This is a genomic window from Mycobacterium sp. E3247 (assembly GCF_001667785.1).
Classification (GTDB): Bacteria; Actinomycetota; Actinomycetes; order Mycobacteriales; family Mycobacteriaceae; genus Mycobacterium.
On sequence record NZ_LZJG01000120.1, the window covers coordinates 1 to 24,551 of the forward strand.

Genomic DNA, 24,551 nt, shown 5'->3' on the forward strand with positions numbered 1-24,551 from the left:
GCGAACCTGGCGATGGCCCCGGCCCGCAGGTAGTCGCCATAGGAGAAACCGCCGGGTACCACCACGGCGTCGACGCCCTTGAGGTCGGCGTCAGCGTGCCACAGGCTGACCGCTTCGGCGCCGACCCGGCGCGCGGCCCGGGCGGCGTCGACGTCGTCCAGGGTCCCGGGGAAGGTGATGATGCCGATTCGCGCCGTCACCGGGCCTCCCGGCTGATCGTCCAGTCTTCGATCACGGTGTTGGCCAACAACGTTTCCGCGATCTCGGCAAGCGCCGAGTCGTCGACCGTGTCGTCCACCTCCAGCTCGAATCGCTTGCCCTGCCTGACATCTGAGATCCCCGGATGACCCAGCCGGCCGAGCGCGCCGACAATCGCCTGACCCTGCGGGTCGAGAATCTCCGCTTTGGGCATCACATGAACGACTACCCGGCCCACCGGCGCTCCTCCTCAGGTCTGTTTCGGCGCCAACTCTACCGGCGAAGGAGCAGCTCGACCGCTACGGGCACGAGGCAATGTAGGCCTCACACAGGGGAGCGGTCATCGCGTTCAGCACCGGGTCGTCGGGCATCGACGGCCACGGGACCTGCGGCGGGCCCGACGACCAGAGGGTGAGCTCGCTGATCGTGCTGCTGGCCGGGTGGGCGACCAGGTAGGTGTGCATGACCGCCGGTCCGCTGATCACCGCGGCCATCCGGGTGGTTTCGTCGCTGGTGATCGACGGTGATTGCGCCGGCACCCGCTGCTGACAGGAGCGCAGCGCGGCAACGGCGTTGCTGAACACCGACGCTGCGATAGCGCCACCGTTGGCCGTGTCGCCGCGCCAGTGCAGGACCTGAGCCTGCAGCTGCCACTGCCCGTCCGGGTGGGTCACTGTGGCGCGTGCCGCGACCGCCGAGTCGCGCGGGTCCCGGGGTATCGGGGGCGTGGCACACAGCTCCTCGAACCGGAAGCGGGGGCCGGGCGTCGCGCCGGTCACCTGCGCCGCCAGCCCCGCCAGGGCGGGCCAGCCGTAGACCGGGTCCAGCGGTACGGCGCGGCGCTGGATCCACGCGGAATCGGGAATCTGGTCGCATACGGGCGGGCACGCCTGCGGCTCGGCATGTGCGGGCACTACGACGATGAAGGCCACCGCGAGGCCACCGACCACGATCATGGTCGCCAGGATCACCCGCATCGGCATCACCCCCGTCAGAGCACAATCGTAATCATGCAACTGACACATTTCGGCCATTCCTGTCTACTCGCGGAATTCGACCACACCCGCGTGCTCTTCGACCCTGGAACCTTTGCGCACGGATTTGAGGGCATAACGGGGTTATCGGCCATTCTGATCACCCACCAGCACCCCGACCACGTCGACGTCACCCGCCTGCCCGCGCTGCTGGAGGGCAACCCGGACGCCGCGTTGTACGCCGATCCGCAGACCACGGCTCAGCTGGGCGCGCCGTGCCAGGCGGTGCACGTCGGCGACGAGCTACGGATCGGCGAGCTGACGGTGCGTGCTGTCGGCGGCAAACATGCCGTCATCCACCCGGAAATCCCTGTGATAGAAAACATTTCGTTCCTTGTCGGCGATGGTGATCACCGCGCCCGGCTGATGCACCCCGGTGACGCGCTGTTCGTGCCCGACGAGCCGGTAGACGTGTTGGCGACGCCCGCGGCCGCCCCATGGATGAAGATCTCCGAAGCCGTCGACTACCTGCGCGCGGTGGCACCGGCGCGTGCCGTACCCATTCATCAAGGCATCATCGCCCCGGACGCGCGGGGCATCTACTACGGCCGGCTGACCGAGATGACCACGACCGACTTCCAGGTATTGCCCGAGGAGGACGCGGTCGCCTTCTAGGGCGCCCAGTCAGGCTAGGCGATGTCGTCGGCGACGCCGCGGCCTGCGGCGCGCCCCGAGAAGATGCAACCACCCAGGAACGTGCCTTCCAGCGCGCGATAACCGTGCACGCCACCCCCACCGAACCCGGCCACCTCCCCAGCGGCGTACAGCCCGTTCAGAGGTGTGCCGTCGGCTTTCAGCACGCGGGCCGCGAGATCGGTTTCTATGCCGCCCAACGTCTTTCGCGTCAGGATGTGCAGCTTGACCGCGATCATCGGCCCGGCCTTCGGATCGGTCAGCCGGTGCGGGGCCACCACCCGGCCCAGCCGGTCGCCCAGGTAGCCGCGCGCGGCGCGGATCGCGGTGATCTGGCCGTCCTTGCTGAACTTGTTGGCAACCTCGCGGTCGCGGGCGGTCACCTCGGCCTCCACCGTGGCGTAGTCCAGCGGCGCGACGCCGGGTAGCTTGTTCATCGCGGTCACCAACTCCCGCAACGTGTATGCGCTGACGAAGTCGACTCCCCGGTCGACGAATGCCTGTACCGGTCCGGGCGGCCCGGATCGCGCCCGGTTTCGAACTAGCTCGAGCAGACTCTGCCCGGTCAGATCGGGATTCTGCTCCTGCCCCGAGAGTGCGAATTCCTTCTCGATGATCCTGGCGTTCAACACAAACCAGGTGTAGTCATACCCGGACTTGGTGATGTATTCCAGCGTCCCCAGAGTGTCGAAACCGGGGTAAAGCGGCACCGGCAACCGCTTGCCGGCCGCGTCGAGCCACAGCGATGACGGCCCCGGAATGATGCGGATCCCGTGCAGCGGCCAGATCGGGTCGTAGTTGGTGATGCCCTCGGTGTAATGCCACATCCGGTCGGGGTTGATCACCCGCGCACCGGCCCGCTGGGAGATGCCGATCATCCGGCCGTCCACGTGAGCCGGCACCCCGCTGAGCAACTGCTCGGGTATCCGGCCCATCCGCTTCGGCCAGTTCTTGCGCACCAGCTCGTGGTTGCCCCCGATGCCGCCGCTGGTGACGATCACCGCTGCCGCCCGGAACTCGAATTGCCCCACCGGCGTTCGTGACGACGCCACGCCCCGCGGTGCGGCCGAGGGCTCCAGCACCGTGCCCCGAACGCCGGTCACCGCACCGCCTTCGACGATCAACTCGTCGACCTGGTGGCGGTGCGCGAAGCGCACGGTCGAGCGGTCCCGAAGCTGGCGGGCGAAGGTCTCAACCAGGGCGGGCCCGGTGCCCCAGGTGATGTGGAAGCGGGGCACCGAATTGCCGTGCCCCTGCGCGTCATACCCGCCACGTTCGGCCCAGCCCACCAGCGGAAAAATCTTGAGGCCGCGGTCACGCAGCCACCGGCGTTTCTCGCCCGCCGCGAAATCGACATAGGCGTGCGCCCATTGGCGTGGCCAGTAGTCTTCCGGGCGGTCGAACGCCGCCGTGCCGAGCCAGTCCTGCAGGGCGAGTTCGTGGCTGTCGCGAATCCCCAGCCGGCGCTGCTCGGGGCTGTCGACAAAGAACAGGCCGCCGAAGGACCAGAAGGCCTGCCCGCCGAGGTTGGCGCTGCTCTCCTGGTCGACGATCACCACCCGCAGGCCCCGGTCCACCAACTCGCACGCGGCCACCAACCCTGCGAGGCCGGCCCCGACGATGATGGCGTCGGCACCGAACGCCGCGGCCGAAGAGTCGCTCATGTCGGACCAGGGTAGCGCCCGAGCCGGGCCGGTCGAGGCGGCGCTCGGTCAGGCCGCGTCGAGGATCGCCTTGTCGCGCCGCCAGCGGTAGACCGTCGGTTCGCAGCCGTGCATCAACGACAGGTCGACGGCGTCCACCATCGCCTGCAGCGGACCCGGCTTACGGAGATGACGAGCGGCGACGGCCACCCGTACCACGCCGCCGCGGCGGGCGATCCGCTCGGCGGACAGCACCACCATCCGGCACCACCACGGTTCGGTGAGAAAGCCTTCGCCGATGCCCAGCACGCGGGAGCGCACGGTGGCGTGCCGGACCAGGTCGGTGATGCCGTGCAGGTCCGCGAGCATCCGAAAACCGTTGTCGGGCAATGCCTTGACGACGCCCGGAGACACCACCCAGCCAGGCGCGGCAAAAAGCCGGGTGCGCAAGCCGAGATGCTCGAGCACCCGGTCGGCGGCCATCAGCCGCAGGTTGGCCTCGTGGGCCCGAAGAATGGCGAACTCACCGCGGCGCTTTTTCGTGGCCGCGTCGTCATAGCCGTGCAGCACGATGGCGTCGCCGCCGGAACGCCGGGTGGTCAGCCATTCGACCGTGCTGGGGTCGCGGTCGAGTCGGTAGTCACCACTGAGGCGGGGTGCCACCAATAGCGACACCGGCACGTTGCGGGCATCCATTTGCGCGCAGAACGCCTCCACGTCGGGCAGGGTACGTTCCCCGATCCCCGAGACCGAGACGATCAATTTTCCAGCCACACCCGCAGTTTGACGATCTCAGGTGTCGGAATGGTGAAGGACACGCAGACGCCAGGCGTATATCGAAACCACGCTTCCGCAGGTCCCGCCCATGCGCGGCTCGCGGCAGTGGGCTTGCGGGCGACGCCGGGGCCGATCGGTTCGATATGCTAAGCAACGCCATGGATCAGGCCCCGTACGCAGCGGCCGACACCCCGCTACCCTACGATCCCGCCCCGCAGCCGGGCGCGGGTGAGCGGGACTACCCGGACAAACTGGACGCCGGCCTGTTGCGGATTTCCGCCGTCTGCATCCTGGCGACCGTGATGGCGATCGTGGACGTCACCGTCGTCAGCGTCGCGCAGCGCACCTTCATCGACCAATTCACGTCCTCACAGGCCGTCGTCGCCTGGACGATGACCGGCTACACGCTGGCGTTGGCGACCGTGATACCGATCACCGGGTGGGCGGCCGACCGGTTCGGCACCAAGCGACTTTTCATCGGCTCCGTGCTCGCCTTCACGCTGGGCTCCGTACTGTGCGCGGTGGCCGCAAACATCTTGCAGCTCATCGTCTTTCGAGTGGCTCAAGGCGCCGGCGGCGGCATGCTGCTGCCCCTGAGCTTCATGATCTTGACAAGGGAAGCGGGGCCACGACGGCTCGGACGCTTGATGTCGATCCTGAGCATCCCGATGCTGCTCGCCCCGATCGGTGGCCCGATCCTGGGCGGCTGGCTCATCGACACCTCCAGCTGGCGATGGATCTTCCTGATCAACCTGCCGATCGGGCTCCTCACCATGGCGCTCGCGGCGATCATCTTTCCCAGGGACCACGCGGCGCGGTCGGAGACCTTCGACCTCGTCGGCGTGCTGCTGCTCTCGCCGGGCCTGGCCACGTTTCTGTTCGCGGTCTCATCGATCCCGCGCTGCGGCACCGTCGCCGACCGCCACGTCGTGATACCGGCGGCCATCGGCCTGACGCTGATCGCGGCGTTCGTCGCGCATGCCTGGCGCCGCGCCGATCACCCGCTGATCGATCTGCGGCTGTTTCGCAACCCGGTACTCACCCATGCCAACGTGACGATGCTGGTATTCGCCACCGCCTTCTTCGGTGCCGGCCTACTGCTGCCCAGCTACTTCCAGCAGGTGCTGCACCAAACCCCCTTGCAGGCGGGTTTGCGCATGATTCCTCAGGGGCTGGGCGCCATGCTGACCATGCGGCTGACCGGGCCGTTGGTGGACCGGCAGGGGCCCGGCAAGATCCTGCTGATCGGCATCGCGGTGATCACCGCCGGGCTGGGCACCTTCGCCTTCGGCGTCGCCCGGCAGGCCGACTACCTGCCCACTTTGCTGATCGGCCTGACGATCATGGGCCTCGGCATGGGATGCACCATGATGCCGCTGTCCGTCGCGTCTGTGCAGGCGCTGGCCCCGCATCAGATCGCCCGCGGCACGACGCTGATGAGCGTCAGCCACCAGGTCGGCGGGTCGATGGGCACCGCGCTGATGTCGATGATCCTGACCAACCAGTTCAACCGAAGTGAAAATATCGTCGCCGCGAACAAGCTCGCAGCGTTGCGGCAGCAAGCAGCCGTCACCGGGGTCCCGGTCGACCAGTCCGCGATACCGCGGCAGGCGCTGAGCACCGGTTTTTGGACCAACGTGGTGCACGACCTGTCCCACGCCTATACGGCGGTGTTTGTGATCGCGGTGGTTTTGGTGGTGTCGACGATCATTCCGGCGTCGTTTCTGCCGAAAAAGCCGGCGAGCCAAACAGTGGGTGAATAGCCCCGTCAGCACGGCAGCGTCAAGGCGTTCCAATACCGGATCTGGACGGACGTCCGTTTAGCGTGCGACCACCGGTCACCGGCCTGGCCAGCGAGAAAAAGGCGCCGGTGTAATCAAACGGCTAAAAGGTTCCGCGGACGGGTATGGGACTCGATATGCTCGGCAGCACGATGCAGAAGGCCTATTCCGCCCCTTCCGATGCCGCGGGCCACCCCGGTTCAACCGCGCGAGCGGACACGGACAGACGCGAGTCTCCCGACAAACTGGACGCTGCGCTGCTCCGCATCGCCGGGGTGTGCGGGCTGGCCTGCATCATGGCGATCCTCGACAACACCGTCGTGCTCGTCGCGCAGCCCACGTTCCTCGCGCAATTCGGCTCCACCCAGGCCATCGTCTCCTGGACAATCGCCGGCTACATGCTCGCTTTTGCGACGGTGATCCCGGTAACGGGTTGGGCAGCCGACCGCTTCGGCACCAAACGGCTGTTCATGGGTTCGGTCTTGCTGTTCACGCTGGGCTCGCTCCTGTGCGCGTTGGCACCAAATATTCTGACCCTCATCATCTTTCGCGTGGTCCAAGGTATCGGCGGCGGCATGCTGTTACCGCTGAGCTTTGTGATCTTGACGCGCGAGGCCGGACCGAAGCGCGTCGGTCGGCTGATGGCGATCGGTGGCCTTCCGATTCTGCTCGGCCCCATCGGTGGCCCGATTCTGGGCGGCTGGCTGATCGATACGTACGGCTGGAAATGGATCTTTTTGGTGAACCTGCCGGTCGGGCTCGTCGCGTTCACTCTCGCGGCGATCATGTTCGCCAAAGACCGCTCGTCCCCGTCGGAGGCCTTCGACTTCGTCGGGGTGCTGCTGCTGTCGCCCGGCGTGGCCGCGTTCCTGATCGGCGTGTCGTCCATCCCGGGCCGCGGCACTGTGGCCGACCGCTACGTGTTGATACCGGCGCTCCTCGGGCTGGGCTTGATCGTCGCGTTCGTCTGGCATGCCTGGTATCGCGCGGATCATCCGCTGATCGACCTGAGGCTTTTCCGAAACCGGGTGGTCACAGAGGTCAATGTGACGTTGCTGGTGTTCGCCGTCGCCTTCGTGGGCGCCGGGCTGCTGGTCCCGAGCTATTTCCAGGTGGTGCTCCACGAGACCCCGATGCAGGCCGGGCTGCACATGGTGCCGGTAGGGGTCGGTGCCCTGGTGACCATGCCGCTCGGCGGGGCCTACGTGGACCGACGGGGGCCGGGCAAGATCGTCGTGGTCGGCCTCGCGCTGATGGCCGCCGGCCTCGGCATATTCACCTTCGGAGTGGCCAGGCAGGCCGCCTACCAACCGACGCTGCTAGCCGGGTTGACGGTCATGGGCCTGGGCATCGGCTTCACCACGACGCCGCTCAATGCGGTGCTCATGCAATCCCTGGCGCCGCAGCAGATCGCCCGCGGGACGACGCTGATGAGCGTCAACCAACAGATAGGTGGCTCGATCGGAGCCGCCCTGATGGCGGTGATCTTGACCAATCAGTTCAACCACAACGCGTACATCGCCAGCGCCAACAAGTTGGCGGAGCTGCAAGGTGAGGCCGCCAGGCGCGGGCAGCCGGTCGATCCGTCCGCCATTCCACGGCTAACGACCAGCCCGGATTTCGCGAGCAACCTCATGAACAGCCTCTCCCACGCGTACACGGTGGTCTACGTGCTGGCTGTCGTGCTGGTCGCGTTGACGATGATCCCGGCGTGGTTCTTGCCGAAAAAGGTGCCGGCCCACGTAGCCGGCGAGTGAGCCCGCAATCGCCGTGTTAGCCGCCGTCGCGGTGACCGGACGCGACGGCTAGCAGCCAGGCGTACTGGAATGCGGTTTCCTGCCACGCCTTGTAGCGACCACTGACTCCGCCGTGCCCGGCGTTCATCTGGGTCTTCAGCAGGACCGGACTGCCGTTGCCGTTGGCGTGCCGCAACGCCGCCACCCACTTGGCGGGCTCGACGTAGTAGACCCTGGTGTCGTTCAGCGAAGTCATCGCCAGAATGGCCGGATATCGCTTGGTCTCGACATTCTCATAAGGCGAATAGGACTTCATGTAGACGTAGACGTCCTTGTCCTGCAACGGGTTTCCCCATTCGTCCCATTCGGTGACGGTCAGCGGCAACGAGGGATCCAGGATGGTGGTCAGCGGGTCGACGAATGGGACCTGCGCGAGGATCCCGGCGAACAGATCCGGCGCCAGGTTGGCGACCGCCCCCATCAGCAGGCCGCCCGCGCTGCCGCCCAACGCCACCAGTTGCTGGGGCCTCGTGACCCCCGTGTCGACCAAGTGCCTTGCCACCGCGACGAAGTCGGTGAAGGTGTTCTTCTTCTCCAGCAGCTTGCCGTGTTCGTACCACGGCCGACCCATCTCACCGCCACCGCGGACATGGGCGATGGCGAACACCATGCCGCGGTCCAGCAGCGACAACCGTGCGATGGAAAAGCTGGGATCGATGCACATCTCGTAGGCGCCGTATCCGTAAAGCAGGGCCGGCGCCTCAGATTCGATGCCGGCGCGGTGCACGATGGACACCGGGATTCGGGCGCCGTCGTCGGCAAGCGCCCAGTCACGCCGCTCCACGTAGTCGGCGATGCGGTAACCACCGAGCACGGGTTGCTCGCGCAGCAAGGTACGTTCGCCGGTGGCGAAATCGACGTCGTACACCCGCGCCGGAACGACCAACGACCCCGCCCTGATCCGCAGCTTGGGCGCATCCCAGCTCGGGTTGCCGGCCGTACCGGCCGACATCAACTCGGAGTCGAACGCGATCTCCTCGGGCTCACCGAATCGGCCCTCGGGTTCGATGTCCCATACCTGCAGCCGCGGCAGCGCCTCTCGCCGGTAGCTGACCACCAGATGGCCGGCGAAGGCATCCACCCCGTCGAGCCGCACATCGTCGCGGTGGCCGATCAGCGTTCGCTGCCGGGTCGGGTCGTCGACCGGCGCCTCGGCCAGCATGAAGTTCACCGCGCCCTGGTTGTGCAGGATCAGGAACCTGTCCTGCCCGCCGACCACCGCGTGCTCGACCGAGTACTCGACGCCCTCGCGCCGTGGCAGCACCACGGTGAACCGGGCATGCGGATCGGCGGCATCGGCATACCGGTACTCGGAGGTGATGGACGAGCCCGATGCGATGAAGATGTAGGCCTCGCTGCGGGTCAGCCCCACGCCAAGCCAAAACCGTTCGTCGGCCTCGTGATACACCAGCTCCGCCGGCTCACCGGAGCCAACGCGGTAGCGCCAGACCTTGTCGGGGCGGTGGGCAGCATCCAGGGTCAGGTAGTAGACGGTGCGGTTGTCGGCCGCCCATGTCGCTCCCGCCCCGATGTCGGGGATCTCGTCGCGATACAGCTCGCCGGTGCGCAGGTCCTTGAACCGCAGCGTGTAGCGTTCGTCGCCGACGACGTCGACCGAATACGCCAGCAGGTTCCCATCGAGGCTGACGGTGGCGGCACCGAGTGCGAAGAACTCATGGCCGTGCGCCTCGGCGTTGGAGTCGAGCAGGACCTGCTCGCCGGGAATCTCCGTGTCCTCCTCCAAGGCCGGCGGATCCCAGTCATCGGGACCGGCTATCGGGCAACGGCATTGGACCCGGTACTGCTTTCCTTCGAAAGTGCGAGCGTAATACCACCAGTAGCCCTGCCGCGTCGGCACCGACAGGTCGGTCTCCTTGGTACGCGCCTTGATCTCATCGAAGATCTTCTGCCGCAACGGCTCGAGATCGGCCGTCATCTGGTCGACGTAGCCGTTTTCCGCCTCGAGGTAGGCGATGACTTCGGGGTCGGACTTGTCGCGCAGCCATTCGTAGGGGTCGACGAAGACGTCGCCGTGATGCTCGCGTCTGGTGTCGTGCCGCTTGGCGACGGGTGGCACTGGAAGCACTTCCCGCCCGCGGGGCGCTGCATCGGCGCGCGCTTCCGTCATGCGCCGATCCAGTCACCGAAGCTCAGGCCGGAAATGCGTTCGTAGGCGTCGATATAACGGTCCCGCGTGACGTCGATGATGTGCTCGGGCAGCGGCGGTGGCGGCTGCGAGCCGTGGCGATCCCAGCCGGACTCGGGGCTGGTGAGCCAGTTACGGACGAACTGTTTATCGAAACTCGTCTGCACCACCCCCACCCGGTAATCCTCGGCCGGCCAGTATCGCGACGAGTCGGGCGTGAAGATCTCGTCGGCCAGCAGCAGGTTGCCATCGCGGTCGGTGCCGAACTCAAACTTGGTGTCGGCGATGATGATTCCCTTCGTCAGGGCGTGGTCTGCGGCCTGAACGTAGGTCTGCAGCGTGCGGTCGCGCAGCTGGTTGGCACGCACCGCACCCACCAACTCGATCACCGTGTCGAACGAGATGTTCTCGTCGTGATCCCCCAGCGCGGCCTTGGTGGCCGGAGTGAACAGCGGTTCGGCGAACTTACTCGCCTCGACCAGGCCGGGCGGCAGGGCGATGCCGCAGACCTTCCCGGTCGCCTGGTAATCCAGCAATCCCGACCCGGTGAGATAACCGCGCGCGACGCACTCCACCGGGAGCATGTCCAGCCGCCGCACCACCAGCCCACGGCCGAGGACCTCGTCCGGGATGCGTGGGTCGTCCGGCGGACCGGCCAGATGGTTGGGCGCGTCGACCAGACCGAAGAAGAAGACGCTCATCGCGGTCAGGATGCGGCCCTTGTCCGGGATCGTGCTGTCGAGGACGTAGTCGTACGCCGAGATCCGGTCGGTCGCGACCAGCAGCAGGTGTTCGTCGTCGACACGATAGATCTCGCGTACCTTGCCGCTGGCCAGGTGCTGGTAGTCGGACAGTGCAGGTCGCATCGGGTTAGCCTATCCGGCACCTCAGAAGGGCACATCCGTCGGGAGCTGTGCTGGGATCGGGAGTATGACACCGCGGTTGCTGCCCTACTCCACCCGGCCCGGCCGACTGATGGCCCAGCTGCTGAGCGATTTCGCCGTCATCATGTGGACGGCGCTCTGGCTACTGGTCGGGCTGGCCGTCTATGACGCCGTGTCCACGATCGCCGAGGCCGGCCGGCAGGTCGAGAGCGGGGCGCACGGCCTCGCCGGCAATCTGGCGTCGGCCGGTCACGACACCCAGCACATCCCCCTGGTGGGCGACGCGATCAGCAAGCCGCTGAACTCCGCGAGCCAGGCGGCCCTGGATCTTGCCGGCGCCGGTCACGACCTGGACTCCACCGCGAGCTGGCTGGCGATCCTGCTCGCGATGGCCGTCGTCGCGGTCCCGATCCTGGTGGCGGACGTGCCGTGGCTCTTGCTGCGGCTGCGGTTCTTTCGACGCAAGCTGACGGTGAGCGCCCTGGCAGCGACCCCGGCCGGTGAGCAACTGCTGGCCCTGCGGGCCCTGACGAACCGGGCGCCGCGGCAGCTCGCCGCCATCAGCGTGGATCCGGTCGGCGGGTGGCGCCGGGAAGATCCGCTCACCATCCGGGCCCTGGCGGCGCTCGAACTACGGGCGGCCGGCATCTCGATCCGCCGCGCTTAGCAGCGCGCGACCGAAGAGCAGCAGCCCCGCGACGAGGACAATGAGCCACGCCGCCAACGCATCCCAGAAGAACACCAGCGAAACCGTCAGCAGGGATGGGTGGCCGGTCTCGGCCGCCATGGCGTAACTGGCCGCGGAATACATACCAAGCGGAAAGACGAAAGCCCACCACACGCCGGCGAACCGCAGCATATTGGGACGGCGGCTGATCCGGTGCAGGCCGAAGTAGATCAGCGGCGGTATCCACAAGGTGGCCGCCAACCACGTCACGACGGTGACCGTGCGGACCGGCCCGGCCAGCCAGGCCGGAGCCAGGGGATGAATGCTGTCACCGGCCAGCGTCGCAATCGCCATGCCGCCCATCAGGATCCAGCTGTCCGGCTCGAATCCGTCCCGGTCCTGCCTTTCGCTGACCACCCGCCAGAGGATCAGCCAGGTCATCAGCGCGTAGATGAGGATGGCGATCACCCACACGGCCACGGCAACGGCCACCCACCAGCGATGTCCGGTGTGGTACGCCGCCCGGGCGATCACGATCGCCAGCCCAGAGGTTCCGACGCTGCCCAGTTCCCACGCCCCATGGGCATGGTTGCGCAGCGTCGCCCATCGGCGCGTCAACATGTTCCGCGAACTGAGCGCGATCAGCGCCAGCCACGAGCACAGCCCAACCGCGCCGAGCGTCCGCAGCACCCACACGTCGGACTGCAGCCGGGTGTCGATGACCGCGCAGGCGGCGACGAAGGTGAACAACCGAAGGGTGACATCCGGGTCCGTCGCGTCCCAGCGCGAGGTGCGACGCCTGCCAAGCACCGTTGCGACCACCAGGAGCGTCAGGACGGCCAGGCCGGCGGTCGCGACGACGCCCAGCGTGTCACTGATCCGGCCATAGCCGTGGTCGCGCGCGGCGATCGACAGGATGCCGGTTGCCATCACGGCGGCGAAGACGTCCGGTGTCGGCTCGACATCGGCGGGTCCGATCCTCACCGCTCCTCGGAGAGTTCCACCACCAGGTGCCGGATGCCGGTATGCCGATTGCTGCGAGCCCATTCCACCGGCCGCACCACCCGTACCGCCCCGAACCGTGAAAACAGCTCCTCGTAGAGCACCCGCAGTTCGAGACGGGCCAGGTTGGCGCCCAGGCAATAGTGGACACCCTGCCCGAATCCCAAGTGCGGGTTCGGCTTTCGGGTGATGTCGAATTCGTCGGCGCGCTCGAATACGTCGGCGTCGCGATTCGCCGAACCCTCCCAGATCTGAACCTTCTGCCCCGCCAGGATCGGCTGTCCGCCGAGCGTGACGTCGCGGGTGGCGGTGCGGCGCTTGGACGGTGACGGCGACGTCCACCGCACGATCTCCTCGACGGCGGTCGGCAGCGTGTCGAGATCCCCACGCAGCGCCCGCAGTTGCTCCGGATGGTCGGCCAGCGCCAGCAGCCCGCCGGCGACCGCGTTGCGCGTCGTCTCGGCGCCGGCGCTGAAGAGCAGGCTGAAGAACAGGTACAGCTCGAGATCCGATAGCGATGGCGCATCCGCATCGTCGACCATCGCGTTCGCGACGACCGACAGCATGTCCTCGGTCGGCTCCGCCCGCTTCGATGAGATCAGCTGCCGGCCATAGTCGTACATCCGCGACCCGGCCTCTTCTACCGACAGCTGAGAAAGCGAGGCCTTGCGCGAACCGCCGAAGTCGAACTGCGGCTCGATGGCCTCGAACAGCCAATGCCGTTCGGACTCGGGCACTCCCAGCAGGATGCAGATCATCTGCATCGGCAGCTCTGCGGCGATGTCAACCAGGAAGTCGAACGGTTCGCCGGGCACCACGGCATCGAGCAGCCGGCGCGCCCGTGCCCGCAGATCGTCTTCGACCAGCCGGATCATCCGCGGCGTCAGCCCCGAGCTGACAAGTCGCCGGATCTGCGAGTGACGCGGGTCATCCATCATGTTCAGTACCTGGCCGGCGATGGCCAGGTCCTGCAGCAGCGTGCCTCCGTATGGCCGCCCGCCGCCGGTGACCGACGAGTAGGTCGCCGGATCCTTCAGCACCTCGAGCGTTTCCCCATACGTGGCGACCGACCAGAAGCCCTCGCCGTCGGGGGTGTTGTCGGTCGGCTCGTGCCAGTACACGGGCGCTTCGCGCCGGTGGATGGCGAACAGCTCGTGGGGAAAACCGTTGGCGAAGTTGTCGAGATCGGTGAAGTCGATCCCCGCGAGCGCCCCGGCGAGAGTCACAGGATCGCGCCCGGCGCGTACTTGGCGGCGTCCGGATAGCGGCTCACCAATGCGTCGATCATCGCCGCCACCTCGTCCACCTGGTCACCGGCCGCACCGACGAACGCCTCCTTGTCGGCGAGCGCGGCATCGAGCGCGGACCGGTCCAGCGGCAGCCGCTCGTCGGCGGCCAACCGATCCAGCAGATCGGGTTCCGCGCCGCGCTCGCGCATGGCCAGGGCCGTGGCGACAGCGTGTTCGCGGATCACATGGTGCGCGGCCTCGCGGCCCATTCCGGCCCGGACCGCGGCGATCAGCACCTTGGTGGTGGCCAGGAACGGCAGGTAGCGATCCAGCTCGCGGGCGATCACCGCGGGGTAGGCGCCGAATTCGTCGAGCACCGTCAGGAACGTCTCGATTTGCCCGTCGATGGCGAAGAAGCTGTCAGGCAACGCAACCCGGCGCACCACCGAACAGAACACGTCACCCTCGTTCCACTGCGCGCCCGCCAGATCGGCGGCCATCGAGGCGTAACCGCGCAGCACCACCTGCAACCCGTTGACCCGTTCGCAGCTGCGGGTGTTCATCTTGTGCGGCATCGCCGACGAGCCGACCTGGCCGGGGGCGAATCCCTCGGTGACGAGCTCGTGCCCGGCCATCAGCCGGATCGTGTGGGCCAGCGACGACGGGCCCGCACCCAGCTGCACCAGAGCGGACAGCACGTCGTGGTCGAGCGAACGGGGGTAGACCTGCCCGACGCTGGTCAAAACGGTTGCGAAGCCGAGGAATTCGGCCACGCGTCGCTCGAGTTCGGTCAGCTTGGCCGGGTTCGCGTCCAGCAGGTCCAGCATGTCCTGGGCCGTGCCCATCGGGCCCTTGATCCCGCGCAGGGGGTAGCGGTCGATCAACTCGCGCAGCCGGGTCAGCGCGATCAGCGTCTCCTGCGCGGCGGACGCGAACCGCTTGCCCAACGTGGTGGCCTGCGCGGCGACGTTGTGGCTGCGCCCGGCCATCACCAGGTCGCGGTATTCCACCGCGCGCTCGGCAAGCCGCGCCGCCACCGCGATCCCATGGGAGAAGACCACTTCGAGGGATCGCCGGATCTGCAGCTGCTCCACGTTCTCGGTCAGGTCGCGGCTGGTCATGCCCTTGTGCACGTGCTCGTGCCCGGCCAGCGCGTTGAACTCCTCGATGCGGGCTTTCACGTCGTGGCGCAGCGCCCGCTCGCGCTCGGCGATCGAGGACAAATCGACGTCCTCGAGCACCCGCTCGTAGTCGGCGATGGCGTCCTGCGGAACGTCCACCCCAAGCTCCGCCTGCGCGCGCAGCACCGCGAGCCACAGCCGGCGCTCGGCGACGACCTTGGCCTGCGGCGACCAGATCGCGACCATTTCCGCGCTGGCGTACCGGGTGGCCAGGACATTCGGAATGCTCACAGACATAGAGCTTACGATCCGCCGCTCTACCCTAGGCAGGATGTACTTCGCCGGCGTCGATCTGGCCTGGGCCGGGCGCAACCCCACCGGCGTCGCGGTCGTCGACTCGAGGGGCCTCCTGGTGCACATCGGCGCCGCCGGCGATGACGCCGATGTGCTCGCCGCGTTGTCGCCCCATGTGCGGGGGGATTGCGTTGTCGCCTTCGACGCTCCGCTCGTGGTGACCAACCCGACGGGCCAGCGTCCCGCCGAGGCCGCACTCAACCGCGACTTCCGCAGGTTCGAGGCCGGGGCGCACCCGGCCAACACGGCGAAACCGGAGTTCGCCGACGGGCCGCGCGCGGCGCGCTTGGCGCACGCGATGGGGCTCGACATGGACCCACGGTCAGCGGCACCGCGCCGCGCCATCGAGGTCTACCCGCATCCGGCCACCGTGGTGTTCTTCCGGCTGGCGCGAACGCTCAAGTACAAGGCCAAGCCGGGCCGGGGAGTCGACCAGCTCAGGTCCGAGCTGCTCTTGCTGATGGACGGCATCGAAAAGCTCGCGCACGCACCGGTGCCCTTGCGCGTGGCGGGTCATGAGGATTGGGTTCGGCTGCGCCACCGCGTGACCACCGCCCAGCGCAAGAGCGAGCTCCGCCGCGCCGAGGATCCGGTTGATGCCGTCGTCTGCGCCTACGTGGCGTTGTTCGCGCAGCGCCGCCCGGCGGAGGTAACGATTTACGGGGACTTCGCCACCGGGTACATCGTGACGCCGTCGTTGCCGGCCGACCGGACCGGCCGCTGATCAATGGGCGCGAGCACGTCGATGAGATCGACCACCGTTCCCACCGCCGCCGCGCGAGGGTCGCGGCCCTCGACCAAAGCGGACACCACGCAGCCATCGACCGCACAGATCAGCGTGCACACCAGCTCGATGTGCACCGTGCGGCCCGAACGCTCGATGGCCTCGGCCACGGCCTCGGCGCGCTGCCGCAGGCTGCGACGCATGGTCTCGCGCAACGCGGGGAGCCGGGTGCACGCGATGTGTCGCTCGTAGCGCGAGATCAACTGGTCGCTGAGCGCCGGGCTGGACACGTCTCCGACCAGCAGGTCGACCAACACCTCGGCGATGGTTTCGGGTCCGCGACGCCGTCGGGACAGGGCGGAGACCCGAGACCGCAGCTGCGCCACCTCGATCATCGCGATGTGTTCGACGGCGCGCGCGATCAAATCGTCAAGGGACGAGAAGTAATACGTCGTCGACGCCAGCGGCAGTCCGGCGCGCCGAGCGACCGCGCGGTGACCCACCGCATCGAATCCGCCTTCGGCGAGCAACTCGGCGGCGGCGCTCACCAGCGCATACCGTCGACGTTCTCCCTTGGGAGTGACTGCTGAGGTCACGAGTAGCCATCGTGCCAGTCAAAGTGGTACTGCATTGCCATTTCCGTCAAACGGCCCGCGAGACCAACGTGGCATGATGGCCCGCATGCCCGAAATGAGCCGCCGCGCCTTGCTGGGCCTCGGCGCCGGCGCCGCCGCGGGCGCAGTGGGCACGTATGGGCTCGACATTTTGTTCAAGCCCCGACCATCTCAGGCCGTGCCGCTGTCACCGGTCGGCACCCAGGGGCCGCTGGCGCCGCCGCCGAGCGCGCCTCTCGAGCCCGCTCCCCCGGGGCAACCAGCACCCACCATGGTGACGGGTTCCTTCGTTTCTGCGGCGCGCGGCGGGATCAACACCAACTGGGCCATCGCGCGCCCGCCCGGCCAGACCAAGGCACTGCGACCGGTGATCGCGCTGCACGGCAAGGGCAGTGATGCGTCCACGGTGATGGCCGGCGGCGTGGAACAGGGTTTGGCGCAGGCCGTCAACGCGGGGCTGCCGCCGTTTGCGGTGGTCGCCGTGGACGGCGGTGGCAGCTATTGGCACAAGCGGGCTTCCGGCGAGGACAGCGGGGCCATGGTGCTCGACGAGCTCATTCCGATGCTCGGGAGCCAGAACCTGGACACCTCGCGGGTGGCGTTTCTGGGATGGTCGATGGGCGGCTACGGCGCCTTGCTGCTCGGCGACCGGCTGGGTCCGGCACGCACCGCGGCGATCTGCGCGGTCAGTCCCGCACTGTGGCTCTCCTCCGGTGCGGCCGCGCCGGGCGCGTTCGACGGGCCCGACGACTTCGCGGCGAACTCGGTGTTCGGGATGCCTGCGCTGGCGTCGATTCCAATCCGGGTGGACTGCGGCGACAGCGACCCGTTCTACGCCGCGACCAAGCAGTTCATCGCGCAGCTGCCCCATCCGCCCGCGGGCGGGTTCTCGCCCGGCGGGCACAACGGAGAGTTCTGGAGCTCGCAGCTGCCGGCCGAGTTGACCTGGATGGCGCCGCTACTGACGGCCTGAGGCCTGGGCCTGGGGGTGTCCCCCCGTCACGCCAGTCACTTCGGCACCAGCACACGGGCATCATGCAATTGTGAAACTTGATATCGCGCGCGATATCAAAGTCGGGGAGAACACAATGCCTTTCGCGGGCCGGATTTCCGTTGGGCCCGCTTGAGGACTCGTGCGACGATCGCAGGGTGACCGCGCCCTTCGACTGGAACTTCCCGTACGCCTGGCCGCGGAAACCGATGCTGGCGGAAAACGTCGTGTGCACATCACAACCGCTGGCCGCCCAAGCGGGCCTTCGAATGCTCGCCGAGGGTGGTAGCGCGGTCGACGCGGCCATCGCCACCGCCGTCGCCCTCACCGTGGTGGAGCCGGTGTCCAACGGCATCGGCTCCGACGCCTTCGCCATCGTCTGGGATGGCCGGCAGTTGCACGGGCTGAACGCGTCCGGCCGCTCGCCCGCCGCCTGGACACCGGAATACTTCGGCGCCAAGGCCGTTCCCGCGCTGGGCTGGAACGCGGTGACCGTCCCGGGCGCGGTGTCGGCATGGACCGAACTGCATGCCAAGTTTGGCAAGCTCCCGTTCGGCACACTCTTCGAGCCTGCAATCCGATACGCCCGCAACGGGTTTCTGGTATCGCCGACCGTCGCGGACCAATGGAAGGCGCAGCTCCCGCTGTTCGAACAACAGCCCGGCTTCGCGGCGGCATTCATGCCCGGGGGGCGGGCACCGAAACCCGGTGAGCGGTTCCAGTTTTCCGAACAGGCCACCACGCTCGAGAAGATCGCCGCGACCAATGGCGAGGCGTTCTACCGCGGCGAGCTGGCCGCCCAACTCGAGGCGCACGCAGCGGCCAACGACGGCGTGATGCGGGCCAGCGACCTCGCCGCTCACCGCGCCGACTGGGTGGGCACCATCAGTGGCCCCTACCGCGGCTACACCGTGCACGAGATCCCGCCCAATGGCCACGGGATCGTGGCCCTGATCGCCCTGGGGATCCTGGAGCACTTCGACATGGCTTCGCTCGCGGTCGATTCCGCCGACAGCGTGCACCTTCAGATCGAGGCGGTGAAGCTGGCATTCGCCGACGCGCAGGCTTACGTCGCCGACATCGAGCACATGCCGGTGCATCCGCAACAGCTGCTCGACGCCGACTACCTGAGGCAGCGCGCGGCCCTGATCGACCGGGGGCGGGCGCTGCCGGCGTCGGCGGGCACGCCGGGCGGGGGAACCGTTTATCTGACCGCAGCCGACGCCGCGGGAATGATGGTGTCGATGATCCAGTCGAACTACATGGGATTCGGATCGGGTGTCGTGGTGCCGGGCACCGGCATATCACTGCAGAACCGAGGGGCGAATTTCGTTGCCGCTGAGGGTCATCCGAACCGGGTCGGGCCCGCCAAACGGCCCTACCACACCATCATCCCGGGCTTCGTCACCAAAGACGGCGCCCCGGTGATGAGCTTCGGCGTGATGGGCGGAACGATGCAACCTCAGGGGCACACCCAGGTGATGGTGCGCATCGCCGACCAGGGGCAGAATCCCCAGGCCGCGTGTGACGGCCCACGGTTCCGCTGGGTGCAGGGCCTGCAGGTCGCCTGCGAGAAAGGCTTCCCCGCCGCGACGCTGGACGAGCTCGGCCGCCGCGGGCATGACCTGGTTGCGGTGGACGACTACAACCAGTTCGGCAGCTGTCAGGCGATCTGGCGACTCGACGGCGGCTACTTCGCGGCGAGCGATCCACGCCGCGACGGCCAGGCCGCGGGGTTCTAGACGCTGATCTTGCCCTCGGCGGCCAACAGCGCGATGTCGCGCCGAAAGTGGCTGCCGGGCAACCGGATCGACCCCATCAGCCGGTACGCCTGCGCTCGGGCCGCAGCGAGGTCGGCGCCGGTGCCCACCACCGAGAGCACCCGACCGCCCGACGAGACGACCTCGCCGTCGTCGCGTCGCGCCGTACCGGCGTGCAACACCCCCTCGGTCTCCGCGCCGGTGATCACGTCACCGACGCGGGGGCGGCCGGGATAGTTCTCCGCGGCCAGCACCACCGTGACGGCGGCGCCCTCGTGCCAACGCAGGTCACCGAAGTCGGCGAGCCGGCCGGCACCCGCCGCGTACAGCAGCTGCCCGAGCGGCGATTCCAGCAGCGCCAGCACGGCCTGGGTCTCCGGATCGCCGAACCGGCAGTTGAATTCCACCACCGCCGGTCCTTTTGCGGTGATCGCCAGCCCGACGTACAGCAACCCGCGGAACGGGCTGCCCCGCCGAACCATCTCGGCCGCAACGGGTTCGACGATGTTGGCGACGATGTCCCGGTACAGCTCGTCGGGAAGCCACGGAACCGGTGCGTAGGCGCCCATGCCACCGGTGTTGGGTCCGGTATCGCCCTCGCCGACACGTTTGAAGTCCTGCGCAGGCAACAGCGGCACCACGGTCTCGCCGTCGACGACGCAGAACAGTGACACCTCGGGACCGTCCAGGTAAGACTCCAGCAGCACCGGGTGGCCCGCCTCGAGCAGCGCGGCGGCATGCGCGCGGGCCACCCCGCGATCCGCGGTCACCACCACGCCCTTGCCCGCGGCCAGCCGGTCGTCCTTCACCACCCAGGCCGGGTCGCCCGCCGGCGGCCCGAACCGGTCCAGGGCCACATCCAAATGGGCGGGGTTGTCGACGGTTTCGCTGGCCGCGGTCCGCACGCCCGCCGCGGCCATGACCTCTTTGGCGAACGCCTTCGACCCTTCGATCCGGGCGGCATCCTTGCTGGGCCCGAAGCAGACGATGCCCGCGGCGCGCAGCGCGTCGGCCACGCCCAGCACGAGTGGTACTTCGGGACCGATGACCACCAGATCAGCCCGGACGTCACGGGCCAGGGCGACGACGTCGTCACCCGAACTGATGTCGACGTCGCGCTGCTCGGCCACCCGGGCGGTGCCCGCATTGCCGGGGGCGACGATTAGTGCCGTGACCTGCGGGTCTTTCCGAAGCGCCAGCAGCAGCGCATGTTCACGGGCGCCCGAACCGATTACCAGGACTCGCACGACACGTCAGACTAGCCCGGGCAAATGCCGCACGCCCACGGCACCCGTATTCGGGTCAGTCCTTGTCCCCGGAGTGCATCTTCAGGGCGGCGTCCACGTTGGCCTTCTTGTCCTCTCCGGCGCCCTTCGCCGCGGCCTTCCTGCGCTTGGCGACGACGGCGTCGACGGCGCCGTTGAGCGCCGAACCCAGCGGGAACCCGAGATAGTGGGTGAGGAAGACGGCCATCTCCTTCAGCTCGGTCTCGGTGAGCTCCCCGTTGAGCAGCGCGGCGTTGATCTGGATCTCGGCCAGGTCGCGGTTCCCGACCGCGGTCACCGCCGTCAGCGTCATGATGCGCTTGTCGCGCATCGACAACCCCGGTCGCGTCCAGATGCTGCCGAACAGGTGGTCGACGGTCAGGTCGAAGTACGCGTCACCCTCGATGTTGGGCATCTCCCAGCCGTAGACCTCGTTCATCTTCTCGAGGCCCTTGCGGCGAAGTTCGTCCATCACGCCTCTTTCTCTGTGTGTGGCACCCCGAGGCCGGCCGCCAGCCCCTCGTAAGCCAACCGGGCCAGCGGCAGGTCGACCGACAACGCGTCGCCCAAACCTAGCGCCAGGCTCAGGTCTTTTTCGCCGAGGCCGCGGGTGTGCATAAAGGGCTGGTACAGGAAGTTTTCTGGTTCAAGGTCTTTCATGTCGTTGCGGACCATGATGGCTCCCGGCCCGCCGGTGAGGGCGTCGGTGTGACGGACCACCCGGCCCAGCGCCTGCAGGTCCAGGCCCGCCGCCTCGGCCAGTTTCATCGCTTCGCACGCCGCGACATACGACGTGAACGTCAACATGTTGCGCGCCAACTTCATTCGTGTCCCCGCGCCCGGCTCGCCGGCGTGGATGACGACCGCTGCCCAGTGTTTGAACGCCGGCTTGATCCGCTCGTACACCTCGCGATCGGCCCCCACCATGGTGGCGAGCTCACCCTTCGCGGCGGCGGCCGCGCCTCCGCTGACCGGCGCGTCGACGATGTGGATCCCCCGTGGTTTCAGATCGCTGGCCAGTTCCGCGGCCGTGGTATCGCTGATGGTCGAGTGGATCGCGATGACCGTGCCGGGCTTGGCGTGAGCCGCCAGTTCGCCGACCACCTCGCGCACCTGCGCGTCGTCCAAGACCGTGACGTGGATGATGTCGGCGGCCGCGACGTCTGCGACGCTGTCGGCCAGCCCGGCGCCCTTCTCGGCCAGGGGCGTCATGGCCTCGGTCCTGATGTCGTAAACCGTTACTCCGCCGGGCCATTCGGTCATCTTGCTGGCCATCGGCGCGCCCATGTTGCCCAGGCCGATGTACCCGAGCTTCGCGTGCTCAGTCATGACCGGATGATCTGCCCGCCGTCGACGTTGAAGATCTGCCCGGTGATCCACGACGCCTCATCGGACAGCAGGAACAGGCACATTCCGACCAGGTCTTCGGGAGTTCCCATGCGAGACAACGGCAGACCCTTGACGATGTCGGCGACCATCTCCTGCGGCGTGGTGGTCCGGTTGGCCTCGGTGTCGATGGGCCCGGGCGCGATCGCGTTGATGCGGATGTTCTGGCCGCCCAGTTCGCGGGAGAGCTGCTGGGTCAGGCCGTTGATGCCGACCTTGGCCAGGCCGTAGTAGTTCGAGTACAACCACGCGGCGGTGGACGACTGGTTCACGATCGCCCCGCCGCCACGCTTGGCCATCTTCTTGTACACCGCGCGGGTGCACCACAACGCACCGTCGAGGTTGACGCTCATGAACTTCTTGTAGTAATCGGGGTCGATGGTGAGCAGGAAGTCCAGCTTCATGCCCCCGAAGATCGCCGCGTTGTTGACCAGATAGTCGATGCCGCCGAATTCGGCCAGTGTGCGGTCGGCCATCGCCTTGGCCGACGCCGGGTCGGACACGTCGACCGGGACGGCAAGGGCGGTGCCGCCGTCGGCCACGATCTGCTTGGCCACTCCCTGCGCCGCCTCTGCCTTGATGTCGGCCACGACGACCGCCGCGCCCTCCCGGGCCAGCGCCTCCGCGTAGGCCTGGCCGATGCCGCCGCCGGACCCGGTGACGATGGCGACTTTGTTCTCGAATCGCATGCTTCAAACTCCTCTAGTTGACGGCCGTCGCAATGGTCTTGGTCTCCAGGTACTCCTCGAAACCGGCCAGGCCCATCTCGCGGCCGTTTCCGGACTGCTTGTAACCGCCGAACGGCGCGTCGGCCGAGTACCAGACGCCGCCGTTGACGTTGATCGTGCCCGCGCGAACCCGCGCTGCGACGGTCGCCGCCCTGTCCGGGTCCGCGCCGAACACGGTGCCCGACAACCCGTATGGCGAGTCGTTGGCGATGCGCACGGCGTCGTCGTCGCCATCGTGCGGGATCACCGTCAGGACCGGGCCGAAGATCTCCTCACGCGCGCAGCGGGCATCGTTGCCCAGCCCCGCGATCAACGTGGGCTCGATGAAGAAGCCGACGTCACGGTCGGCCGGCCGCCCGCCCCCGCAGGCGAACGTTCCGCCCTCGGCGATCGCCGAGTCGAGATAGCCCTGGATCCGGTCGCGCTGGCGCGCGGAAATCACCGGCCCGCAGATGGTTCCGGGATCGGTGGGGTCGCCGGCCTTGATGCCGCCCATTGTCGCGGCCGCGATGGAAACCGCTTCGTCATACCGCGCCCGCGGCACCACCAACCGGGTGGTGATCGCGCAGCCCTGCCCGGCGTGCATGCAGACCGAGAATCCGGCCACGCCCACCGCGCCGCCCAGGTCGGCGTCGTCCAGGACGATGAACGCCGACTTGCCGCCCAGCTCGAGGAAGATCTTCTTGATGGTCGCGGCGCCGTCGGCCATCACGCTGCGGCCGGTAGCGGTCGACCCGGTGAACGAAACCATGTCCACCCGAGGGTCTTTGGCCAACAGCGCGCCCACGCCGTGGTCGCTGGACGTGACGATGTTGATGACGCCGGGCGGAAAGTCGGTGTGCTCGGCGATGAGTTCCCCCAGCACAGCCGCGCACCAGGGGGTGTCAGGGGCGGGCTTGAGGACGACGGTGTTGCCGGCGGCCAGCGCGGGCCCGATCTTGGCGAGGTTGATCTGGTGGGGGAAGTTCCACGGGGTGATGGCGCCGACGACGCCCACGGCCTCACGGGCGATGGTGCGCCGGGTGGGGATGCCCATCGGCGACGCCAGGCCGAGATCCTGGTTGTAGACATAGGATTCGGCGGTGTCCGCCGCGAAGGCCAGGTCGCTGACCGGGATCTCGAGCTGGGCGATGCTGGTGAGCATCCGCGGCGCGCCGACTTCGGCGATGGTCAGGTCGCGCAACTCTTCGAGGTGCCGTTGCATCGCCTGCTGCAGCTGGCGGACGCATCGCACCCGCAGCTCGGTGTTGCGTGACCAGTCCGTCTCGTCGAAAGCGCGGCGCGCGGCGTCGATGGCGCGGCCCATGTCGTTGGCGTCGGCATCGGCCGCGACCCCGAGCACCTCCTCGGTCGCCGGGTTGATCGTCGGGAAGGTGCCGGCGCTGCCGGGCGACATCTTGCCGTCGATGAAGAGTGCACTCACGCCGTCGGCCAGCAAGGCCATCTCCCGCTCCCGTCTGTGCGGACCACATTGACTACGCGAAATCCAGGAGACATTTCGATGGACAGTTGTCCGATATTCTCCGATGGAACCATAGCCGCCGGGGCGTCGGCGGTGCAAGGGCCGATCCCGGCTACGGCGGCGACGCGCCAAAAACACCACATTAACCGGCATCTTCACCGGTCGGGCTTGCCTCAGTCCGAGTCAGTCCGATAGCTTGGACATGTGTCCAGCGATGCACTGGTGGCGATCACGTCGCAGGCCGATCACCAGACCGGCCTGCCGGCGCGCAACCGCCGGCAGGAGGAGACCTTCCGCAAGGTGCTCGCGGCCGGCATCGAGACGCTCCGCGAGAAGTCTTACGCCGACCTGACGGT

Annotated in this window: 23 protein-coding genes and 1 pseudogene; 8 read left to right on the plus strand and 16 right to left on the minus strand. The window is 67.9% G+C overall.

What is annotated here, in order from left to right:
* The 3 genes from A9X04_RS06415 to A9X04_RS06425 form a co-directional block, all read right to left on the minus strand.
* Window positions 1-200, minus strand: a 200-nt coding sequence (locus A9X04_RS06415) for a phosphoribosylformylglycinamidine synthase subunit PurQ (protein WP_197499040.1), incomplete at its 3' end; no start/stop codon positions are given.
* The gene (gene purS / locus A9X04_RS06420) at window positions 197-436 is read right to left on the minus strand and encodes a phosphoribosylformylglycinamidine synthase subunit PurS (RefSeq protein WP_067918820.1); all 240 of its coding nucleotides are present in this window, start codon (window positions 434-436) and stop codon (window positions 197-199) included. The genes purS and A9X04_RS06415, both read right to left, overlap by 4 nt.
* A gap of 61 nt (window positions 437-497) precedes the next feature.
* Complete coding sequence (locus tag A9X04_RS06425) at window positions 498-1,232, minus strand: ATPase (RefSeq protein WP_082972702.1); 735 nt, start codon at window positions 1,230-1,232, stop codon at window positions 498-500.
* Between A9X04_RS06425 and A9X04_RS06430 the strand changes: the two genes are divergently transcribed.
* Window positions 1,209-1,847 (plus strand): MBL fold metallo-hydrolase, encoded by a 639-nt coding sequence (locus A9X04_RS06430; RefSeq protein ID WP_067918824.1) that lies wholly within the window; start codon window positions 1,209-1,211, stop codon window positions 1,845-1,847. The two genes, A9X04_RS06425 and A9X04_RS06430, sit on opposite strands and share 24 nt — an antisense overlap.
* A gap of 14 nt (window positions 1,848-1,861) precedes the next feature.
* Here the strand turns inward: A9X04_RS06430 and A9X04_RS06435 are convergent, their stop codons facing one another.
* Window positions 1,862-3,529: an FAD-binding dehydrogenase gene (locus A9X04_RS06435; RefSeq protein WP_067918826.1), complete on the minus strand. Its 1,668-nt coding sequence runs from the start codon at window positions 3,527-3,529 to the stop codon at window positions 1,862-1,864.
* Window positions 3,530-3,577: 48 nt separating this feature from the next.
* Complete coding sequence (locus A9X04_RS06440) at window positions 3,578-4,282, minus strand: DUF2334 domain-containing protein (RefSeq protein ID WP_067918828.1); 705 nt, start codon at window positions 4,280-4,282, stop codon at window positions 3,578-3,580.
* A 146-nt stretch (window positions 4,283-4,428) separates the two neighbouring features.
* Here A9X04_RS06440 and A9X04_RS06445 point away from each other — a divergent pair, with 146 nt between their 5' ends.
* Window positions 4,429-6,048, plus strand: a complete 1,620-nt coding sequence (locus A9X04_RS06445; RefSeq protein WP_067918830.1) for a DHA2 family efflux MFS transporter permease subunit — start codon at window positions 4,429-4,431, stop codon at window positions 6,046-6,048.
* Between the two features lie 155 nt (window positions 6,049-6,203).
* Window positions 6,204-7,823, plus strand: coding sequence for a DHA2 family efflux MFS transporter permease subunit (locus A9X04_RS06450; RefSeq protein ID WP_067918849.1), 1,620 nt, complete (start codon window positions 6,204-6,206; stop codon window positions 7,821-7,823).
* 16 nt (window positions 7,824-7,839) lie between these two features.
* Here A9X04_RS06450 and A9X04_RS06455 read toward each other — a convergent pair whose 3' ends face one another.
* On the minus strand, window positions 7,840-9,990 hold the full coding sequence (locus tag A9X04_RS06455) for a S9 family peptidase (RefSeq protein WP_067918832.1): 2,151 nt from the start codon (window positions 9,988-9,990) through the stop codon (window positions 7,840-7,842).
* Window positions 9,987-10,874: a phosphoribosylaminoimidazolesuccinocarboxamide synthase gene (locus A9X04_RS06460; RefSeq protein WP_067918834.1), complete on the minus strand. Its 888-nt coding sequence runs from the start codon at window positions 10,872-10,874 to the stop codon at window positions 9,987-9,989. Before A9X04_RS06460 ends, A9X04_RS06455 begins: the two co-directional genes overlap by 4 nt.
* 64 nt (window positions 10,875-10,938) lie before the next feature.
* Between A9X04_RS06460 and A9X04_RS06465 the strand changes: the two genes are divergently transcribed.
* Window positions 10,939-11,559, plus strand: coding sequence for a hypothetical protein (locus A9X04_RS06465; protein WP_067918836.1), 621 nt, complete (start codon window positions 10,939-10,941; stop codon window positions 11,557-11,559).
* On the opposite strand, the gene A9X04_RS06470 is transcribed toward A9X04_RS06465, so the two are convergent.
* Genes A9X04_RS06470 through purB form a run of 3 tightly spaced genes read right to left on the minus strand, consistent with a single transcriptional unit; the run spans window position 11,524 to window position 15,202 of the window.
* Window positions 11,524-12,543 carry a tellurite resistance/C4-dicarboxylate transporter family protein gene (locus A9X04_RS06470; RefSeq protein WP_067918838.1) on the minus strand — a complete coding sequence of 340 codons (1,020 nt, stop codon included), beginning with the start codon at window positions 12,541-12,543 and terminating at the stop codon, window positions 11,524-11,526. The two genes, A9X04_RS06465 and A9X04_RS06470, sit on opposite strands and share 36 nt — an antisense overlap.
* Window positions 12,540-13,787, minus strand: a complete 1,248-nt coding sequence (locus A9X04_RS06475) for a cytochrome P450 (protein WP_067918839.1) — start codon at window positions 13,785-13,787, stop codon at window positions 12,540-12,542. The genes A9X04_RS06470 and A9X04_RS06475 overlap by 4 nt, the downstream gene beginning before the upstream one ends.
* Window positions 13,784-15,202: an adenylosuccinate lyase gene (purB, locus tag A9X04_RS06480; protein WP_067918840.1), complete on the minus strand. Its 1,419-nt coding sequence runs from the start codon at window positions 15,200-15,202 to the stop codon at window positions 13,784-13,786. The genes A9X04_RS06475 and purB overlap by 4 nt, the downstream gene beginning before the upstream one ends.
* A 40-nt stretch (window positions 15,203-15,242) precedes the next feature.
* Between purB and A9X04_RS06485 the strand changes: the two genes are divergently transcribed.
* Window positions 15,243-15,989, plus strand: a complete 747-nt coding sequence (locus A9X04_RS06485; protein ID WP_067918841.1) for a DUF429 domain-containing protein — start codon at window positions 15,243-15,245, stop codon at window positions 15,987-15,989.
* Here the strand turns inward: A9X04_RS06485 and A9X04_RS06490 are convergent.
* On the minus strand, window positions 15,923-16,585 hold the full coding sequence (locus tag A9X04_RS06490; protein ID WP_067918842.1) for a TetR/AcrR family transcriptional regulator: 663 nt from the start codon (window positions 16,583-16,585) through the stop codon (window positions 15,923-15,925). The genes A9X04_RS06485 and A9X04_RS06490 overlap by 67 nt on opposite strands.
* Window positions 16,586-16,658: 73 nt before the next feature.
* On the opposite strand from A9X04_RS06490, the gene A9X04_RS06495 reads away from it, so the two are divergent.
* Window positions 16,659-17,576 carry an alpha/beta hydrolase family protein gene (locus A9X04_RS06495; protein WP_067918843.1) on the plus strand — a complete coding sequence of 306 codons (918 nt, stop codon included), beginning with the start codon at window positions 16,659-16,661 and terminating at the stop codon, window positions 17,574-17,576.
* A gap of 176 nt (window positions 17,577-17,752) precedes the next feature.
* Window positions 17,753-19,336, plus strand: coding sequence for a gamma-glutamyltransferase family protein (locus A9X04_RS06500; RefSeq protein ID WP_067918844.1), 1,584 nt, complete (start codon window positions 17,753-17,755; stop codon window positions 19,334-19,336).
* Here A9X04_RS06500 and purD read toward each other — a convergent pair.
* From purD to A9X04_RS06525, 5 genes are read right to left on the minus strand one after another with little or no spacing between them, the layout of a single operon-like run.
* On the minus strand, window positions 19,333-20,601 hold the full coding sequence (purD, locus tag A9X04_RS06505; protein WP_067918845.1) for a phosphoribosylamine--glycine ligase: 1,269 nt from the start codon (window positions 20,599-20,601) through the stop codon (window positions 19,333-19,335). The genes A9X04_RS06500 and purD overlap by 4 nt on opposite strands.
* A gap of 55 nt (window positions 20,602-20,656) precedes the next feature.
* Window positions 20,657-21,091, minus strand: coding sequence for a carboxymuconolactone decarboxylase family protein (locus A9X04_RS06510; RefSeq protein ID WP_067761468.1), 435 nt, complete (start codon window positions 21,089-21,091; stop codon window positions 20,657-20,659).
* On the minus strand, window positions 21,091-21,948 hold the full coding sequence (locus tag A9X04_RS06515; protein ID WP_067918846.1) for an NAD(P)-dependent oxidoreductase: 858 nt from the start codon (window positions 21,946-21,948) through the stop codon (window positions 21,091-21,093). Before A9X04_RS06515 ends, A9X04_RS06510 begins: the two co-directional genes overlap by 1 nt.
* Window positions 21,945-22,694, minus strand: coding sequence for an SDR family oxidoreductase (locus A9X04_RS06520; RefSeq protein WP_067918847.1), 750 nt, complete (start codon window positions 22,692-22,694; stop codon window positions 21,945-21,947). The genes A9X04_RS06515 and A9X04_RS06520 overlap by 4 nt, the downstream gene beginning before the upstream one ends.
* A 13-nt stretch (window positions 22,695-22,707) precedes the next feature.
* Entirely contained in the window at window positions 22,708-24,177 is a 1,470-nt protein-coding gene (locus A9X04_RS06525) for an aldehyde dehydrogenase (protein ID WP_067918848.1), read from the minus strand.
* Between the two features lie 222 nt (window positions 24,178-24,399).
* Between A9X04_RS06525 and A9X04_RS06530 the strand changes: the two are divergent.
* A pseudogene (locus A9X04_RS06530) lies at window positions 24,400-24,551 on the plus strand (TetR/AcrR family transcriptional regulator); the annotation flags it as partial.